Annotated in this window: 11 protein-coding genes and 1 pseudogene; 5 read left to right on the top strand and 7 right to left on the bottom strand. The window is 67.5% G+C overall.

The genetic code is table 11. The features are described 5' to 3' along the window. The first annotated feature begins 132 nt into the window (after positions 1-132). From dnaE to ACSYGO_RS07610, 3 genes and pseudogenes are all read left to right on the top strand, one after another. On the top strand, positions 133-3,732 hold the full coding sequence (gene dnaE, locus ACSYGO_RS07620; protein WP_460386269.1) for a DNA polymerase III subunit alpha: 3,600 nt from the start codon (positions 133-135) through the stop codon (positions 3,730-3,732). 128 nt (positions 3,733-3,860) lie between these two features. After that, a pseudogene (locus tag ACSYGO_RS07615) lies at positions 3,861-4,658 on the top strand (NF041680 family putative transposase); the annotation flags it as partial. Then, positions 4,568-4,816 carry a hypothetical protein gene (locus tag ACSYGO_RS07610; RefSeq protein ID WP_460389827.1) on the top strand — a complete coding sequence of 83 codons (249 nt, stop codon included), beginning with the start codon at positions 4,568-4,570 and terminating at the stop codon, positions 4,814-4,816. The pseudogene ACSYGO_RS07615 and the gene ACSYGO_RS07610, both read left to right, overlap by 91 nt. A 38-nt stretch (positions 4,817-4,854) precedes the next feature. On the opposite strand, the gene ACSYGO_RS07605 is transcribed toward ACSYGO_RS07610, so the two are convergent. Together ACSYGO_RS07605 and ACSYGO_RS07600 are read right to left on the bottom strand one after the other, a co-directional pair. Continuing rightward, the gene (locus ACSYGO_RS07605; protein WP_460386268.1) at positions 4,855-4,980 is read right to left on the bottom strand and encodes a hypothetical protein; all 126 of its coding nucleotides are present in this window, start codon (positions 4,978-4,980) and stop codon (positions 4,855-4,857) included. A 251-nt stretch (positions 4,981-5,231) separates the two neighbouring features. Continuing rightward, positions 5,232-5,741, bottom strand: a complete 510-nt coding sequence (locus ACSYGO_RS07600) for a GIY-YIG nuclease family protein (protein ID WP_460386267.1) — start codon at positions 5,739-5,741, stop codon at positions 5,232-5,234. Between the two features lie 1,308 nt (positions 5,742-7,049). On the opposite strand from ACSYGO_RS07600, the gene ACSYGO_RS07595 reads away from it, so the two are divergent. After that, complete coding sequence (locus tag ACSYGO_RS07595) at positions 7,050-11,060, top strand: tetratricopeptide repeat protein (protein WP_460386265.1); 4,011 nt, start codon at positions 7,050-7,052, stop codon at positions 11,058-11,060. 542 nt (positions 11,061-11,602) lie between these two features. Here the strand turns inward: ACSYGO_RS07595 and ACSYGO_RS07590 are convergent. The 5 genes from ACSYGO_RS07590 to ACSYGO_RS07570 all read right to left on the bottom strand — a co-directional run bounded on the left by ACSYGO_RS07590 (position 11,603) and on the right by ACSYGO_RS07570 (position 16,996). Further along, on the bottom strand, positions 11,603-12,112 hold the full coding sequence (locus ACSYGO_RS07590; RefSeq protein ID WP_460386264.1) for a hypothetical protein: 510 nt from the start codon (positions 12,110-12,112) through the stop codon (positions 11,603-11,605). Between the two features lie 854 nt (positions 12,113-12,966). Further along, positions 12,967-14,034 carry an alkene reductase gene (locus ACSYGO_RS07585; RefSeq protein ID WP_460386263.1) on the bottom strand — a complete coding sequence of 356 codons (1,068 nt, stop codon included), beginning with the start codon at positions 14,032-14,034 and terminating at the stop codon, positions 12,967-12,969. Between the two features lie 794 nt (positions 14,035-14,828). Continuing rightward, positions 14,829-15,629: an alpha/beta fold hydrolase gene (locus tag ACSYGO_RS07580; RefSeq protein WP_460386262.1), complete on the bottom strand. Its 801-nt coding sequence runs from the start codon at positions 15,627-15,629 to the stop codon at positions 14,829-14,831. A gap of 33 nt (positions 15,630-15,662) precedes the next feature. Beyond that, positions 15,663-15,980, bottom strand: a complete 318-nt coding sequence (locus tag ACSYGO_RS07575) for a winged helix-turn-helix transcriptional regulator (RefSeq protein ID WP_460386260.1) — start codon at positions 15,978-15,980, stop codon at positions 15,663-15,665. Positions 15,981-16,087: 107 nt separating this feature from the next. Beyond that, on the bottom strand, positions 16,088-16,996 hold the full coding sequence (locus ACSYGO_RS07570; RefSeq protein WP_460386259.1) for an NADP-dependent oxidoreductase: 909 nt from the start codon (positions 16,994-16,996) through the stop codon (positions 16,088-16,090). Positions 16,997-17,150: 154 nt separating this feature from the next. Between ACSYGO_RS07570 and ACSYGO_RS07565 the strand changes: the two genes are divergently transcribed. Further along, positions 17,151-17,744 (top strand): TetR/AcrR family transcriptional regulator, encoded by a 594-nt coding sequence (locus ACSYGO_RS07565; protein ID WP_460386258.1) that lies wholly within the window; start codon positions 17,151-17,153, stop codon positions 17,742-17,744. Positions 17,745-17,986 lie beyond the last annotated feature (242 nt).

Genomic DNA, 17,986 nt, shown 5'->3' with positions numbered 1-17,986 from the left:
GATCCTTGTCCTGCGAGGTCATCGGCTTCCTGCCGTTCCGGGGTCGTCATAGGGCCAGAGGTTCCGGGTTTGATCTTCATCTGAGGGCTAGGGTGAGGGCTTCCCAGGACCGCCTTCGGAGGTGCCCGCCCGGTGGCTGACAGCTTTGTTCACCTGCACAATCACACCGAGTACTCGATGCTCGACGGCGCGCAGAAGCTGAAGCCGATGTTCGCTGAAGTCGAGCGGCAGGGCATGCCGGCTGTGGCGATGTCCGATCACGGCAACATGTTCGGTGCGTACGAGTTCCATCAGGTGTCCAAGGGCTTCGGCAGTGTGAAGCCGATCGTCGGGATCGAGGCGTACGTTGCCCCGTCCTCGCGCCGCAACCGCCGTCAGGAGTTCTGGGGGCCGGGCGGGCAGCGGGCCATGTCGGACGACGGCGAAGGATCGAAGGACGTCTCCGGCGGAGGCCGCTTCACCCACATGACCATGTGGGCGCGGAACGTCCAGGGCCTCAAGAACCTCTTCTACATGTCCACCGAGGCCAGTTACACCGGGCAGTTCCCTTCCGGTAAGCCGCGCATGGACATGGAGCTGATCAGTGAGCACGCCGAGGGCATCATCGCGACGACCGGGTGCCCCTCGGGGGCGATCCAGACGCGTCTGCGGCTGAACCAGTACGACGAGGCCCGCGAGGTTGCTTCCGCCTACCAGGACATCTTCGGCCGGGAGAACTACTTCCTGGAGCTGATGGACCATGGCCTGTCCATCGAGCGGGAGGTGCGGGACGGGCTGCTGCGTCTGGCCAAGGATCTGAGCATTCCGCTTCTGGCGACGAACGATGCGCATTACGTTCACGAGGACCAGGCGGACGCGCACGACAACCTGCTGTGTATCGGCGTCGGTAAGAACAAGGCCGACGAGAAGCGGTTCCGGTTCCAGGGCAGCGGCTACTACCTGAAGAGCGCGCAGGAGATGCGGGCGTTGTTCTCCGAACTGCCGGGGGCGTGTGACAACACGCTGCTGATCGCGGAGCGGATCGAGTCGTACGACTCGGTGTTCGAGAACGTCGATGAGATGCCGCGGTTCCCGGACGTGCCGGAGGGTGAGAGTCAGGAGTCCTGGCTGCGCACGGAGTGCCTGAAGGGCCTCGCCATGCGCTATGGCGACCCGATCCCCGCCGAGGTCATCGAACGCTTCGAGACCGAGATGTCGGTCATCGGCCCGATGGGCTTCTCCAGCTACTTCCTTGTGGTCGCGGACATCTGCAAGTACGCGCGGGACAACGGTGTGCCGGTCGGTCCTGGCCGTGGTTCGGCGACCGGCTCGATCGTTGCCTACGCGACCCGCATCACGGAGCTGTGCCCGCTGGAGCACGGCCTGCTGTTCGAGCGCTTCTTGAACCCGGAGCGCATCAACCCGCCGGATGTCGACCTGGACTTCGACGACCGTCAGCGGGACAAGATGGTGCGCTACGTCACCGAGAAGTACGGCGACGAGTACACCGCCATGGTGAACACGTTCGGCAAGATCAAGGCGAAGAATGCGATCAAGGACAGCTCGCGCATTCTCGGCTACCCCTTCAGTCACGGTGAGCGGATCACCAAGGCGCTGCCGCCGGACATCATGGGCAAGTCCATCCCGCTGGACGGCATCTTCGACCCCTCGCATCCCCGCTACGGCGAGGCTGGCGAGATCCGGGCGATGTATGAGAACGAGCCGGACGTCAAGAAGGTCATCGACACCGCCAAGGGTGTCGAGGGCCTGACCCGGGGCACCGGCGTGCACGCGGCCGCGGTCATCTTGTCCAAGACCCGGCTGACCGACCGTATCCCGCTGCACATGCGCGCCTCCGACGGCGTGAAGATCACCGGCTTCGACTACCCCAGTTGCGAAAACATGGGGCTGGTCAAGATGGACTTCCTGGGCCTGCGGAACCTGGGCGTCATCGACCACGCCATCCACAACATCCGGGAGAACCGGGGCGTCAAACTCGCCTGCGTCGACCCGATCGACGGTGACACGGACACGGTCGTCATCCCCCTCGACGACAAGACGACGTTCGAACTCCTGGGCCGGGGCGACACCTTCGGGGTGTTCCAGCTCGACGGCGGCGGCATGCGCGCCCTGCTCAAGCTCATGGAACCGAGCCGGTTCGAAGACATCGCGGCCGCCCTCGCCCTGTACCGGCCCGGCCCGATGGCCGCCAACGCGCACACCAACTACGCGCTGCGCCAGAACGGCAAGCAAGACCCCGACCCGATCCACCCCGAGCTCAAGGACGTCCTCGACCCGATCCTCGGCTCCACCCACCACCTGCTCATCTTCCAAGAGCAGATCATGGCCATCGCCCGGACCCTCGCCGGATACACCCTCGGCGGCGCCGACATGCTGCGCCGCGCGATGGGCAAGAAGAAGCCCGAGGTACTGGCCGCAGAGTGGGAGAAGTTCCACGGCGGCATGAAAGCCAACGACTACTCGGAAGAGGCCATCAAGGCCATCTGGGACGTCATGCTCCCCTTCTCCGGGTACGCCTTCAACAAGTCCCACACCGCCGGCTACGGCCTGGTCTCCTACTGGACCGCCTACCTCAAGGCCAACTACCCGGCCGAGTACATGGCCGCACTGCTCACCTCGGTCGGAGACGACAAGGACAAGGCCGGCATCTACCTCGCTGATGCCCGCAAGCTCGGCGTGACCGTCCTTCAGCCCGACGTCAACGCGTCCGTCGCCGAGTTCGCGGCCATCGACGACGACGTCCGCTTCGGCCTGCGCTCCGTGCGCAACGTCGGCGACAACGTCATCGAAGCGATCATCCAGGCCCGTAAGTCGAAGGGGCAGTTCACCTCGTTCAGCGACTTCCTGGACAAGGTCGACCTGCCGGCACTAAACAAGCGGGCGGTCGAATCACTCATCAAGGCCGGCGCCTTCGACTCTCTCGGCCATTCCCGCAAGGGCCTGACCGCCGCTCACGACATGGCCATTGATGCGGTCGTGCCGCTGAAGAAGGCCGCCGCATACGGGCAGGACGACCTGTTCGCCGGGCTCGGCGATGCTGGTGACGGCGGCGCAGCGGGAGTCGGCCTCGACATCCGGATCGACGAAGGCGAATGGCCGCGCAAGCAGCTCCTGTCCACCGAGCGGGAGATGCTCGGAATGTACGTCTCCGCACACCCCCTGGACGGCACCGAGCACATCCTCTCCGCCAACCGCGACACCACCATCCCCGACCTGGTGGCCTCCGGCCGCACCGAAGGCATCGTCCGCCTGTCCGGCCTGATCACCAGCGTCCAGCCGAAGATGACCAAGCAGGGCAACGCGTGGGCCATCGTCAACCTCGCAGACCGTGACGGCACCATCGAGGTCCTCTTCTTCCCCGCCTCCTACCAGCTCGTCGTGGGCGCACTCGTCGAAGACAGCGTGGTATCCATCCAGGGCCGCCTCAACGACCGCGACGGCACGCTCAGCATCTTCGGGCAGGAACTGCAGGTACTCGACGTCACCGCAGCCGAACGCAACGGTGCCGCACCGGTACAGCTCACCCTGCCCTACCACCGCATCAACGAGCCAGCGATCAACGAGCTCAAGCGCATCGTGGGAGCCCACCCAGGCCACAACCCGGTCCACCTCGCGGTCCGAGGGGTGCAGAAGACCATCGTGTATCAGCTCCACTCCACCGTGAACGCCGCCACGATCGCCTCCGACATCAAAGGCTCCTTCGGACAGGACGCATGGCACGGCGTGGCGTGAACTGCGGCAGACTCGACCAGGACACCTACCTCGTCAAGGTCGCAGACACCCCGCCCTGCCCGCAGTGCGCCGGCGCCACCCTGCTCCTCGCCCAGTTCCAGCACACCGTTGAGAACCACCGAGGAGAGGAGGTCTCAGGCCGGTTTCGTTCGGACCGCGTGATGCGCCGGTCGACACCGCCGCGGGTCTACGAAACCCAAGGGGGTCCGGCCGGCCAAGCACGGCGGCGAGTTCGTCTTCGGCGACCCCGGAACCTGGGGCGTCGAGCTCGCCGTGACGACCACGGACACCCGCCTCTATGGGAAGGCGGCCGCGTGGGCGTGGGACCGGCTGCATCCGCGGCTCACCCGCCGGGCGGCCTGGCTTGACTAGGAAGGTCCGCTGCCGATCATCGAAGGCACCGTCGTCCGCCTGGTTGTGGAGAGGCTGCCCAGTGGCGGGGTGGACAAGCCCGTCTGGCTGTGGTGGTCGGGCACCGGCGCCACTGAGAGGGACGTCGACCGCTGCTGGCAGTCCTTCCTTCGCCGCTTCGACATCGAGCACACGTTTCGCCTGTTCCAGTAGACGCTCGGGTGGACCAAACCCCGGCTTCGCAGCTCGGAAGCGGCCGACCGGTGGACATGGCTGGTGATCGCGCCTATGCCCAGTTCCGACTGGCCCGCCCGCTGGCCACCGGCCTGCGGCCGCCCTGGGAGAAGCCGACCGAGCCGAACCAGATGACACCAGCGCGCGTCCGCAGGGGGTTCAGGAATCTGTATGAAGTCGGCGCGACTGCTGCGGCACGGCCCCCGCGACGTGGCAGGACCCAGCGTTTCCCGGGCACAGGGACTGGTCGATGCTCGGTGCCGGCGGCTGCGGCGCCGCGGCGGTGCACGTGGACGCGACGCCTGTGCGCTTCGACCTACCGATCCCCGGCGATCTTCTGACGAGGCTTACCTGGCGTAACCGCCGAGGCCAGACCCGCGGTCTGAAGTACGTGGTGGACGGCCGTCTCGTGCGCTCGATCAGCCTCCAGGGGTTCTACCGTCTGACCTCCGAGTCGGCTGAGGAGTTGACGGACGTAGTCGGCAACGCCGTCCCTTGATGCCGACAGACGAACGGGCAACCCCGCGTCGTGGTACTTCACGCACCGGTGGGCTGGCCGGTGAGGTCTGTTCCCGGGTGCAGGTCTTCGTAAAACAAGGCCGGAAGGAACGCGTCGTGCTGGACGATGTTCGTCCTCTCGTCAATCGCGGCGATGACCCGCATGGAGCTCCGGCCGTTCATCAACGACCGGGTAGACCTCAAGCTCTTCCGGCGGGCTGGTGCCGAGCTCGCCGTGTCCCGCGACCTCGGGCACACCACGCCGAAGAGCCTCCTCTCCGGCCGCTCACCGTCAACTGGAGTCGTGCAGTACGCTCCTTCGACCTACCCACGCAGGGTCCAGTCTTCCTCCCGGACCGGCAAGGTCAAGAGCCGCGTGATGATCAGGGCCGGGGGCTTCGGCACAGGACGTTCTTTCAAGAGCGATACGCATATCGCTCAGGGAACTTCTCAAAGACTGCGTCGTCTACGGCAGAAGCTGGGTCCATCTCGCCGAAGTCGAACCACTCTCCCTGCATGCGCTTTGCTGCGAAGCGCTCGTGCAGATACTGCTCGAGGGACCAACCACCTTGATGCGTGCCCAGCACCTCAAGAGCCAGTGGATAGCCGGTCTGAAGACTCGCGACTCGTTGCTTCAAGTTCGCAGTCGTTCCGATCTTCACGACACCGCTGCCACGTTGCCCGATCACGTATACGACGGCGTCTGAGTCTGTCTCGACGGGAGGCACGGCGTCCGCGGCTTGCGCGGGAGAATGAAATATCTCTATGCGTAGATGTCCCGCCACGCCTCCGCCGGCCTTTCTGCGGAGCAGATAGCTGGCAGCCTCCAGTTCAACTAGGGCGTCTCGCATCACCTTGACTCCATCACCACCGGGGCCCCTGAGGACCCGCTGGCGCTCGACCAACGACTTGGCCAGTCGATCCATGCTTTGACCGTCCCAGGTCTCGCCGGCGTGACTCAGAAAGAATCCGAGAAGGCCTCGAGCTCGGAGAGAGAGCCGTTCGTCCTGCATCGCGGTGACGATGGCGTGAGCTGTTTCCTCGACGTTTGAGGGTCGGTGAACTATTAGCATCGGTCGCGTACTTTCAACTTGGCTACTGATCAAGCGGTCAGGAAGCGGATTCATCTGCCTGATCTGACTTCCTGGGCAGACAGCGCCAGAGACTATCGCGGCCCCCTGACACGCACAGAGCTCGTTCACCTTGCGCTGCGGCGTGTCATCCCTGCACGCCGTGCCGGCGCATGTCAGTAGAGGTCGCCCGGCGTTTGCGGTGCGGCACCGCCATCACACGGTTGAAGTAGGCGCCGTCGCCGCGATCAGCCGTGTGTTCGTGCTCAGGATGACCTGCACGTTCGCGGAACTGCGGCAGTTCCGGCTGGAGGCGGCTACCTGCCGGTCACAGACCGAGATGAGGGTGCCGTCCACGATCCATATCCGGTCCGGGGCATCCGATGGAGGGGAGACGGGTGAGCCATGGGTGAGCGATCTGTCCCCCTTGTTCATCGTGGCACGGATTGCTCGAGGTACGACCACGGACAACCAGGACCGCCGGAACCAGTGGCATCGGCATGAACGTCCTTGCTATACCTGCGGAAAAAGCTGGCCAGGCGGAAGGCGGGACGGCGTGACACGGCCGTGGAAGATCGTGCTGATTGTGGTCGGGGCGGCCTGCATCGCGGCGACGCCGATGGTGTGGTTGCTGAACGGCCCGGGGACCGGGGAGCTCGTCGGGGCGTCGTTGCAGGCCGGCACCGGGGTCGCAGCGCTGGTGTGGGCGTGGTTGCAGCCTCGGCAGGGGGACTCGGCCACGGATACCGGCCAGGCCAAGGCGTCCGGTGGTGGGTCGGCGCACACTGGGCTCCGCAGGCCCGGTGGGGCGGGCACGGGATCGGCGCGGGTGGATCGCACTGGTGACGCGACGGCTGACGGGTCCGGCAGCAGTGCCGGTACCGGGATCGACTACAGCTAGTCTCGGAGAGCGGGTTGATGGAGGACGAGAACAGGTCCGGCGACGCACGGCCGGGCGCCGAGGTACGGGATAGCGGGGACGCCTGCGCGACGGACGGCGGCACCGCGATCACTGGAGTCAGTTCAGCTACGGCGGTCGGCGCGCCCGGCTCCGTTTCGGTCAGGGCGACGGGGGCGGCGTACGCCTCGCACGGTGGGGTGGCAATCACTGGGTACGTGGCGGGCAACGTCCGTGTGACGCTGCCGTCCCTACAGTCCCGCTCGGTGCAGGACTCCGTCCTGCCCGGCGAACGGCGCCCGCGCCTGTTCGGGCGTGAGGCGGATGTCTCCGCCGGCCTCGACGTCCTGCGACGCGGGGACGGCGGGGGCCGGGCGGCGGTTGTGGTGACCGGGGCTCCTGGCATCGGGAAGAGCGACGTCGCCCTGCGCATGTCCCGGCTGGCCGCGGAGCAGTATCCGGACGGCCAGTTCCATATCAATCTCGCGCTGTCGACTGGCCCCACGGACCTCGTGTCGTCGATACTCCACGCGCTCTTGCCGCCCGAGCCTCCCCTGCCGGACCGTCGTGACCAGCAGCTGGCGCTGCTACGGACGACGCTCGCCGACAAGCGCGTCCTGCTGCTTGTCGACGACATCGTCTCGGAAGAGGCGCTCCTTGAGATCCTCTCCGTCGACGGCCCGTTCGCGCTGGTGGGAACCAGCCGCGTCAAGCTCAGCGGGCTCAGCGGGCTGGTCCGCCTGATCGATCTTGGTCCACTGCCGGCCGCGCCCAGCGAGGAGCTCGTAGGGTCGGTCGCCGGCCCCGGCCGGCTGACCGGCGAGCAGACGGCCGCGCTGGCCGCGGCGTGCGCCGGTCACCCGCTCGCCCTGCACATCGCCGCGGCGCACCTGGCCCGCCGGCCCCGCGTGAACGCCGACCGCTACTTGTCCGAGATCACTAACCCTGACCGCAGCGTCAAGGCCCTCGTCGCCGGCCAGACCGCGCTGCAGCCCGTGTTCCAGCAGAGCTTCGATGCGCTCGAATGCGACCAGGCACAGGTCTTCTCCGCGCTCGGCGTCCTGCCGCACATGTCATTCACTGTCGATGTCGTCGCAGCGTGCATCGCACAGCCTCCGCTGGACGAGGTCGTCGACGACAACCTCACGGACACGGCCGCGCTCCTCGACTCGCTGGTCGAGCTCAGCCTCATCGAGCAGCTCGACGATGACCGATTTGTGATGCACGAAATTCAGCACCGCTTCGCCCGGCTGACGTCCGCGCAGTGGTCGGGGACGCAACGGGCAAGTGTCGTTCGTCATGCCTGTCTTGTCACATCCGTCCGCGTACGGTCGTCTACCGATGCGATCGGCTTCCTGGACGAGGAGGCGACCGTACCCGCCGAGAGCAGCACCGAAGCGCTGCGGTCGCTGGACGCGGACCGTCCCGGCGCGGTCGCTCTCGTCGAGACGGCCCGGCACTACGAGGCCTGGTACCACCTACTGCTTCTCGCCTTCGCGCTCACCGAACACCTGCGGGTTGCCAGCCACTGGAAGGAGCTGGACCGCGTCTACCAGTGCGTACAGGAGGCCGGGGAGCTGGCGGGACACGCCAGCTGGACGGCCACCGCGCTGTACAACCGGGCTGTGGTTGCCGGGCACCTTGGCGAGAGCCAGGATGCGGTGGATCTATACCACCGTTGCGCCGAAACGGCGCACGCGGCCAACGATGCCGAGCATCTGTTCATGGCGGAACTCGGCCTGGGGACGCTGCTGGTCAACCTGGGCCGGCCCCGCGACGCCATAGAGTACCTGCGAAGCGGACTGCACTACTGGCGAACCGTCGGGCATCATCAGGCACTCGCGCTCGCCCTAGGAAACCTGGGCCAGGCGTACCTGGCGGTCGGACAGACCCGCCGCGCCGAGAATTACCTGCGCAACAGCCGGGACCTGAGCCGTACCAGCGGCTTTGGCGAGATGCTCGCCACTCGGTCGATCGCCAGACTGCTGAGCAGCACGGGCCGAGCGGCGGAGGCAGCGGAGGAATCCGTCCGGGACATCGAACGGGCACGGACCATCGGCAGCCGGGAGTGGGAGGCGCGGGCGCTGATGGACCTCGCGGCGGTCCCGGCCAGTGCCCGGCCGGAGTCGGCTCCGGCTGAGCCACTCAAGGCCGCCCTGTCCATCCATCAGGAGACGGGTGACGTACAGGGCCAGGTCCGTGCGTTGTTCCGGCTCGGTGAGGATGCCGCGCACCGCGCTGACCTCGACCGAGCCGCGACGTACCTCGCGCAGTGCGCCGAGCTCGCCATCGGAATCGGCGACCATCAGCATGCGACGCGTTCCCTGACCTATCTCGCCTCGTATAGCGGCGGCATCGGGCACCACGACACGGCGGAGTCGCAGTTCAAGGTCGCCTCGGACATGGCACAAGAGTCCGGCAACCCAGTTCTGCAGGCAGATGTGCTGCGGAAGCGAGCCCAGTTGCTGTGGCACCGGGGGAGGATCGGAGACGCCGTCCGCCTGCTGACCGAAGCGGAGCAGTCTCTCACCGCCACTGACGAGAGTCGGGCACTCGCCCAGGTGCGGGCGGCTCTGGGCGAAGCCCTGGTCGTCGCGGGGCAGTGGCAGGACGGCGCCCGCATGCTGCGGTCCGTAGTCTCCGACTTCAGTGACGCCGCCTCCCCCGGCACGCGGGCCCGGGCGACGCGCGCCTTGGCCGTCCTCCACTCGCGACGCGGCCTGCACACCGAAGCCCTGTCCGCGATCACCAGTGCCCTCAACGACTGCGAGCGGCGCGACGACGTCGAAGGCGTCCTGCACTCCCGGATGACACTGGGCAACATCCACGCACGGGCTGGGCGGTGGACCGAAGCAGCCGACCAGTATGAACAGACCGCGCGAGCCGCTGCCGAGCACAAAGATCTCCATGTCCTCCTTACCGCCCGCGCGCAGGCCACGACCTGCATGCTGCATACCGGCAACCGGGACGAAGCCGTCGCTCTGATCACCAAGAACATCCCGCTCGCCGAAAAGCTCGGCCTTGACACCGTGCTGACATCCCTGCACACCAACCTCGGCGCCTGCCACGCCAAGGCTGGCGACCACCCTGCCGCGGCCGGGTCCTTCCGCATGGCCCTGCAGATCAGCGAACGTCTTGACGACGGCCCTCTGCGCGCCGCCTGTCTGTTCAACCTGGCCCGCGCCGAGAAGGCCCTCCATGCATCGGATGCCGCGCGTTCCCGCGCCCGGCAGGCCTTCGCCCTCCACCAGGCGCTCGGCAACTGGCCGGAGGCCGGCGAGACCCTGGTATTCCTGGGTGCACTCCACCATGAAACGGACCCGAACGGCACCGTGCCCAGCCCCGTGGAGCTCGTAGGAGGCGGCCCGGTCGACCTGCGCGTCCTCGAATCACTGCGCGCTCGCGCCCTCCGGGACGGTCGCGACGACGCCAAGGTGGCTTCCCCTGCCTCGCCCCGGCTGCGCAACGTGCGGATCTCCGACACCGTGCAGCAGGCGCTGGCCGCATTCGACCTGGAGTCGCTCACACTTCGGTTCGCCACCTCCAGGCAGTACTGCACTATGTGCAATCTGATCATCGACGAGTCCGGCGAGGCCGAACTCCTCTACCTCCGCCACCCGGACGTCCACCACCCGATGCTCCGGCTCGCGCACTCCCACTGCCACCTCTCCGACCTGATCGAACTGACCGGCCCGGCCCCCGATCGCTCCCCGGATCGCTTCGACGCCGAATGCATCCTCTTCGGCGGCGACTGCGCCGGAATCGTCCTCGACTGCCACGGCGGCTGGGGAACGATCAACGGCAGCCGCCGCATTGAGGACGTCATCCTCCGGCTCTTCCTGGAGTCGGGCTTCACCAACCTGCGCACCCTGTACACCAATAACGGTGGCAAGCCTCTCGACCTTCGAGACCTGCCGCCCGTCCCTGGCCGGGACCTTCAAGCCCGCCTGGTCGACAACAAAATCACCCTCAGCAGCCCCCACGGCGACCTCCTGTCGGGGCTGCCGCTCAACTTCTTACCTCACTGGTACGAGCGGGCCCACCAGGGCTCGCTGATCGTCATCGCCGGCCGGAACCTTCCAGGCATGGTGGCGGACGACCCCACGCACCTCGCGCGCGCCATCCTCCTCGGGCAGGCTGTTGGCGCAGCCGTGCCGTTCGCGGTGGTGCGGCCACGCAGGAATGCGCCGTGTCCATGCATGATGCGGCGGGGACGGAAGTTTAAGCACTGCTGCAGTGGGCGGGAGGGGAGAGCGGTGTCGGCGAGCGGGGGGTGATGTGACCACCCGGCCATGACTAACTTCGTTGTCCATTGCGATCGGCGGCTGCGGCGAGTTTGATAGGGACGTTCGCTGTGCCCGGATAGTCCTTGTCCCGCACCCGCTAGCTGTTCCGCAGCCCGCGCCAGATCACGAACCAACAGATAGGCGTAGGTAAGGGTGTTGCGCGAGGACAACATGTAGCGATGGTCCTCGCCCATGACTTTCCCGAACACTCCAAAGGCTCGACGGATGTATGCCATAGCCGACAAGGACAGTCCTTGGTACCCAAGGAAGAGGCCGGGAGCAAGAAGAATTCCGGCGACACCGACTTCGGTGCTGCCTTCGGTGTGATCGGCCAACGCGCCTATGTGGGCCCGAAGATCTCGCTACACAGGCCACGTTTCAGAGGTACGCGGTGCGCGAGGCAGCACGTTTCTCAAATTGCTGATTGCCAGTTCACGGGGCTCGGTGATGAGTTCCGGCGTGCGATGTCGATCGTCGGCGTCTGCGGTGCGTGCAATGCTGTGCACGAGGCGCCGGGCTGTCCCGAGACCGGCCTATTCGTTGACGATTCCGGTGACGGCGCTGGAGCCGGGGCCGGCGGCCTCCGCGTTTCCGGTGTGCGCGACCTTCGACGGGCCGGGACGGCTACCACCCGCGTTCCGGATTCCGGTGATCGCGCTGCTGCCGTCGCGGGCCGTCGCGTTGCCGGTGTCGATGGCCGTGTCACCGACGGAGGGGGCGAAGGACTCAAGGAGCGCGCGCAGCTCCGCTGCCACAGCGGATTGTTCGGCCCCCTCGAGGCGGTCCAGCAGGGCCTCGAACCGTCCGGACCACAGCCCTTCCTGCCGCGCCTGCTCCGCGCCAGCATCGCCTGACGGCGGGGGTTTCAGTGCTTGCGCGGTGCGATCGAGCCGCACGAGCTCCGCCCTTACGCGCTCGGCGTCACCGCGGCCGACCAACTCCGCGGCACGACGCTGCGTCGCTGGCCAGAACGTGGTACCCACGGCTCGGACCACTGCCCGTCCACCTTCTGTCGCCAGTGCCGTTAGCTCTTCAAACAGCATGCTCGCCCCCATTCGCGGCCGCACGCCGCAGGACAACCTCTCACGACTCACCCGGGTACACGTTCGGAATTGTCGAGAAGTTTCCGCGGTGACAGCGGCGAGGAGCGCGTTCTGCATCTCCGAACGGTCCCGGGGTCCACGGCTGACTCGCCCGCTGATCGTCCACAGCATCGGATCCGGAGCCCTCGGAGGGGGCAGGGGAAACGCGGCGAGCTGCCGAGTACATGAGGACGGGTTGTCGGGCGGCATGAGAAGCAGGTCCCGGCCGCCGATGTGCACGCTGCGTACGACGGGATCGTCGACGGGGGTCCGTCGTGCAGCGGCTCGGGGGAGTACCGCTGCACGACGGGGCTTGAGGGCAGGTGGACAGGACATGGGTATCCGGCCGTTGGGCGGGGCTGAGGGCTGTCCCGTAATCCCTGGCGGGCGCACGACGACAGCTACGGCACCTCGCCGCGTTGGAGGGTCGCCCGAATACGCCCAGTATGAGGACGGCCCTCCAGAGCACAACAGTCGGATGTCGTACTCGGTCCAGCAATCGGAGATCTCGATGCCAACCTCGCTGCCGCAGCGGGCGCACAGCAAGTTCGCTCCGCTAAAGACCGTCAGCCTCAACGGAACCGTTCGGCAGTCAGGCCGTGTCGCGGACCTGATCTATGACGTGCAGCGGCTGAGTCACGTCCGCGACCGGCTGACGTTTGGTTCCGAGCGGCACAAACACGGCTGCCGCTCGCACCGCGCGACTCGAGATCGCGCGATGCGGAAGGAGACTGCCTCTGAGGTTCCCGGACCCGCAGGTCTGGGGTGGTGTACCTCGTCGAGGGGTACACCACCCCGGGCAAAACGGGAAGCTTTCAGCTGAGCGTGGGGTAGTCGGTGTAGCCGCGCTCATCCCCGCCGTAGAACGTGGAGTTGTCCACCGTGTTGAACGGGCCACCTTGACGCAGGCGGTTCGGTAGGTCGGGGTTGGCCAGGAACAGCGCGCCGTAGGCAACCATGTCGGCCGTGCCGTCCTCGACCAGCTCCAGCGCCTCCGGGCCGGTGACCTCGGGGTGGGTCCACGGGTTCAGGATGAAGGTCCCTGCCCACTGCTTGCGCAGCCGCAGGGTCAGGTCCCGGTGAGGCCCTTCGAGAATGTGCAGGTAGGCCAGTTTCAGCGGTGCGAGAGCCGTCAGCAGTTCACCGTAGGTACCCTCCAGGTCCTCCTCGGCCGTGTCGTTGTTCGGGTTTCCGGGGGAGATGCGGAAGCCGGTCTTGTCCGGGCCGATGGCCTCGGCGACGGCCTTGGCGATCTCCACGCCGAAGCGGATCCGCCCCTGGATCGATCCGCCCCAGGCGTCGGTACGACGGTTGGCGTTGGTGGAGAGGAACTGGTGGACCAGGTAGCCGTTGGCGCCGTGGATCTCCACCCCGTCGAAGCCGGCGGCCACCGCGTTGCGGGCAGCGGCGGCGAAGTCGGCGATCGTCTGCTCGATCTCGACAGGCGTGAGCTCCCGCGGCGCGACGTAGTCCTGCAGCCCTTCGCCGGTGAAGACCTGCCCCTTGGCTTGTACCGCCGAGGGGCCAACCGGCATCAGCCCGTCAGGCAGCAGCTTGGGGTGCCCGACCCGGCCAGCGTGCCACAGCTGAGCGAAGATCACGCCTCCGCGCTCGTGGACGGCGTCGGTCACCTGCCGCCACCCCTCCACCTGGGCGGCGCTGTGCAGGCCGGGGGTGTCCACGTAGCCACCACCCACGACGTTGACCTGGGTGCTCTCGGTGATGATCAGGCCGGCCGTGGCGCGCTGCGCGTAATACGCGGCCATCGCCTCGGTCGGGCTCCCGCCCGGCCCATACGCGCGGCTACGTGTCATGGGTGCCATCGCGATGCGGTTTACCAGGGGCGCGCCCGCGAGGTCGAACTGGTCGAATGCCGTGGTCATGAAAGAAACTCCAAAAAATTGGCTAGCCAACTATCTGCAGCAAGTTCACCGTACCATGCAATTGGTCGGCCAATTACATGGAAGGCTCCGCTGGAGGTGGGTCGATATTCACCTACTTGAACCATTTAGTCGCGCATCTCAGTGACCCTTGGCTGTCTGCTGATCACAGTCCGCCCTCGGAGGATCCCGATGACGCGGGAGACGATGCTGGCCTGGCGTTCCGCGCGTGACCTCCTCAGACCGCGACATGGACGGCAAGACCGGCGTGACCATCCGCTGCCAGGACAACCCGTCCGTCGGTGTGAAGTTCTGTGATCGGTTCAGCTTCGACGAAGCCCGGGGGTGCGCGAGGAACGGTCCTTCCGGGCGCGGAAGTTGTCCAGGACGTAGTCTTCGGGATGGATCCCCGCGGCCCGGCCAGTCGGCGCAGGATCCCCTCGGCCGGGCAGGTGCAGCCGGACCAGCCCGGGCGTGGATTCCACGGGGCCCTCCGGCACCGGTTCTGTCTGCAACCCATGCCGCAGCACCTCGTGCCGCGGATCCGGCGGCAGAGGCCGGATGTTGGCATCGGTGGCCGTCATCCGCCTGGCCGGTCCCACCGAGGCGGCGAGCCAGGCGGCGCCGTCTGAAGAAGCGTCTTCGTCCGGCTGGCTCCCCTGGCAGTGCGCAGTCCGCAGTAGGTCGTTCCCAGAACCGTCGGCAAGGTGAATGCGCACGGCCGTCCCGTACCCGGCCGGGCGCGGGACGGCGTCAGGTGGCCACGTTCAAGGGAAGTCTTCGGGCCGGCGTGATGCCTATGCGTCCTGCTGGTGCTTGGCGACGAAGTCGGTGATGAGCTTCTGCCACTCGTCGGGCCGTTCCACCATGGGCAGGTGGCCGGTGCGGATCTCCACGAGCTGGGCGCCGGGGATGGTGTCGGCGAGCTGATGGTGCAGGCGGCTGGAGGTGAACCAGTCCTGGAGGGTGGAGATGACCAGGGTGGGCGCCTTGATGCGTGCCAGGTCGTCGCGGACGTCGATCCGGGGGGCGAGCTCGGCGTGCTCGAGGGTGCCGTCGGCGATGCTGGCGGCGGTGAATCCGATAGCTTGCTGGAGCTGCTCGTCCGGCATCGCCTCCAGGGCGTCGGCGCCGAGAGCCATCATCGTGAGGTACTCGGCGAGCAGTTCGCGATTGCCGGATTCAGCCAGTTTGCGCCAGATCGAGGTGGCGAGCAGGAGGCGGCTGTCGCGGTGGGGGAAGGTGGCAGTCAGGACGAGCGCGGTAACGCGTTCGGGGTGGCGGGCGGCGGCGCGGATGGCGACGGGGCCGCCGAGGGAGAAGCCGGACAGGGCGAAAGTGTCCAGGCCCTCGGCGACGGCGGCGGCGACGAGTTGGTCGGCCAGGTCGTCCAGCTGCAGCGGTGTGGTAGAGCGCGGGGTGTCGCCGCTGCCGGGGTAGTCGACGCCGACGACGGTGTGGTGGGCGGCCAGGTCCTGAAGGATCGGGCCGTAGGTGCCGGCGATGCTGCTGCCGGCGCCATGAGCGAGGGCAAGGCCGGGGCCGGAGCCGAGGACGGTGCGGGCGAAGGTCGCTTCGGGAAGGGTGCGTGCGGGCATGGGAGTTCCCATCATTCGAGAAGTGGTGACTTGTCAGGGGCGGTGCTGCCACCAGGAACGGATCTGCTCCAGGGCGGGCAGCAGGGCTCGGCTGTCGGCGGTGAGTGTGTAGGTGGCGGGCCCGGGCGGGAGCTGGTCGTGGGTGACGAGCCCGGCCTGGACGAGTTCGCGCAGCCGGTCGCTGAGCATCTTGGTGCTGATGGAGCCGATGGCTGCGAGCAGTTCGCCGTACCGGGCCGGGCGGGCGGCCAGGGTGTGCAGGATGATCCCGTTCCACTTCTGGCCTAGCACCGCGAACGCGGCAGCCAGGTCCGCATCCGCCGTCAGCGCGGGGATGGTGGCGCGTGTCATTGGCTTCGGCTTTGCCTCTCGTGGCGTGCCGGTACGGGGCGTGCGTGGTTGCGGGCTGCCGGTCAGGGCCGCAGCCGACCGGGGTGGTCCGGCTGTGAGCTGCGGGGTCAGGGCGTGAGGATGACCTTGCCCCGGGCGCGGCGGGCCTCGATGTCGGCGTGGGCCTGGGCGGCCTCGGCGAGCGGGTAGGTGTGCCAGATGGGGACGTCGAGGCTGCCGGCGGCAATGAGGTCTGCCAGTTGCGGCAGGGCCTGCCAGAACCGGTCGGCCGGATCCTGGCCGGTGAAACGCACCCCGTGCTGCGCGGCGGACATGTCGGCGATGGTGACCACCCGGGCGGCGTCGCCGGCCAGGGCTACCGAGTCCGGGAGCACACCGGCGCCGGAGGCGTCGAAGACAAAATCCACACCCTGCGGGGCTGCGGCCTGGACCCGCTCCACCCAGCCCTCGCCATACGCCAAAGCGGTGGCGCCGAGCTTGGTGACGCGCTCGGTGTCGTACTCGCCGGTGGTGCCGAACACGGAAATGCCCCGGGAGACGGCGAGTTGGACGACGATGGTTCCGACGCTGCCGCCCGCGCCATGGATCAGCAGGGTGTCGCCTTCCTTGGCGCCGAGGTGGTGCAGGCCGCGGTAGGCGGTCTCGCCCACGGTCACCAGGGCGGCGGCGGTGTCGAAAGAGACCTCCTTCGGCTTGGCGACCGGCTGGTCCAGCAGCGCGTACTCGCTGTAGCCGCCGACGGAGGCGGCGCCGAAGACTTCGTCGCCCACCGCAGCGGTGGCGCCCTCGCCGGCCTTGTCGACGACGCCGGCCACGTCCCAGCCCGGCAACACCGGGAACTCGGCCGGGAAGATGCCGTCCATCATCCCGGAGCGGATCTTCAGGTCGATCGGGTTGACGGCTGTTGCCCGGACCTTGATCCGGACCTGGCCCGGACCCGGCTCAGGGGTGTCGACCTCGGTCAGGGTGAGCACGTTCGGGCCGCCGTAGCGGGAGTAGGTGATCGCGGTGGACATCGAGAACTCCGGTGAGGGTGGCGGGGCACGCGCTGAATCACTCAGCTCGTGTGATTGCCCTCCCGGTGTATCACACAGATCGTGTGAAACGCGAAGCCGACGTGAGGTTACCTGCGTCACACGCCATGTGTGATTTATTGGTAGGATGGGCTCCATGCCGTCCAAGCCACCCGTCCATCGCCGCCAGCCGGATCCGGGCAACCCGCGCGTCCAGCGCACTCGCGCCTGCATCCTGGCTGTCGCCCGCGAGCTGCTCCCCGAGGTCGGGCTGACCGGGCTGACGACCGCCCTCCTGGCCGAGCGGGCCGGCGTCACCCGCCAGACGCTGTATCGGCACTGGCCCCACCGTGCGGCCCTGCTCTCCGACGTCGCCCTGCAAGGACCCGACCTCGGCTACCCCGAACCTGGCGCGGACGTACGCGCCGTCGCCACTGCCTGGATGGTCAGCCTGCGTGCCGGCATGACCGTCCCTGCCACCCGCACCGCCGCGCTGGCCATCGCCGCCGAAGCCGACCATGACCCCGACAGTGCCCAAGCCATGGCCCGGATCTTGGAGGATCGCCTCGCCGCGCTGAACAAGCTTCTGGAGCCGTCCGGCCTGCAGATCACCGCCGAGCAGTTCAGCTTGCTCTACGGCCCGCTCTTCGCCCGCCTCTTCTTCGACCGGGCCGAAGCCACCGACGAGTTCATCGACTCCGCCGTCACTCAGTGGCTCACGACCATCGACCACGGCCCGGCGCGAACCTGAGTCGCTAAGACCACCTCGCTGCGGCATGCTGCAGGTCTCTCGGCGTACAAGCGACGTGTCCGGGGCGGCTGCGGCGGCTGCTTCCAGGTTTCGGACGAGATCAGCACAGCCCTGCTATGCGGCCGGTGAGACAGCAGTGGCAGCAGTTATTTCGCCTACGCCCTGCAGAACGCCCCCGACTGGGCGGGCCGGGCGACGTCCTTACCGACTCGGCGACCCTGATCTCCTCACCCGTGCTCCGG

Source organism: Streptomyces krungchingensis (assembly GCF_054729265.1).
This window is presented reverse-complemented; position numbering and strand designations above follow the sequence as displayed.

What these genes read in the sequence shown, in the direction of transcription:
- ACSYGO_RS07570 (WP_460386259.1), bottom strand. Translation starts at nt 16,996, where the DNA reads ATGTCCACCGCGATCACCTACTCCCGCTACGGCGGCCCGAACGTGCTC.
- ACSYGO_RS07600 (WP_460386267.1), bottom strand. Translation starts at nt 5,741, where the DNA reads ATGGATCGACTGGCCAAGTCGTTGGTCGAGCGCCAGCGGGTCCTCAGG.
- ACSYGO_RS07575 (WP_460386260.1), bottom strand. Translation starts at nt 15,980, where the DNA reads ATGACACGCGCCACCATCCCCGCGCTGACGGCGGATGCGGACCTGGCT.
- ACSYGO_RS07610 (WP_460389827.1), top strand. Translation starts at nt 4,568, where the DNA reads ATGCTCGGTGCCGGCGGCTGCGGCGCCGCGGCGGTGCACGTGGACGCG.
- ACSYGO_RS07590 (WP_460386264.1), bottom strand. Translation starts at nt 12,112, where the DNA reads ATGCTGTTTGAAGAGCTAACGGCACTGGCGACAGAAGGTGGACGGGCA.
- ACSYGO_RS07565 (WP_460386258.1), top strand. Translation starts at nt 17,151, where the DNA reads ATGCCGTCCAAGCCACCCGTCCATCGCCGCCAGCCGGATCCGGGCAAC.
- ACSYGO_RS07585 (WP_460386263.1), bottom strand. Translation starts at nt 14,034, where the DNA reads ATGACCACGGCATTCGACCAGTTCGACCTCGCGGGCGCGCCCCTGGTA.
- ACSYGO_RS07605 (WP_460386268.1), bottom strand. Translation starts at nt 4,980, where the DNA reads ATGCGGGTCATCGCCGCGATTGACGAGAGGACGAACATCGTCCAGCAC.
- ACSYGO_RS07580 (WP_460386262.1), bottom strand. Translation starts at nt 15,629, where the DNA reads ATGCCCGCACGCACCCTTCCCGAAGCGACCTTCGCCCGCACCGTCCTC.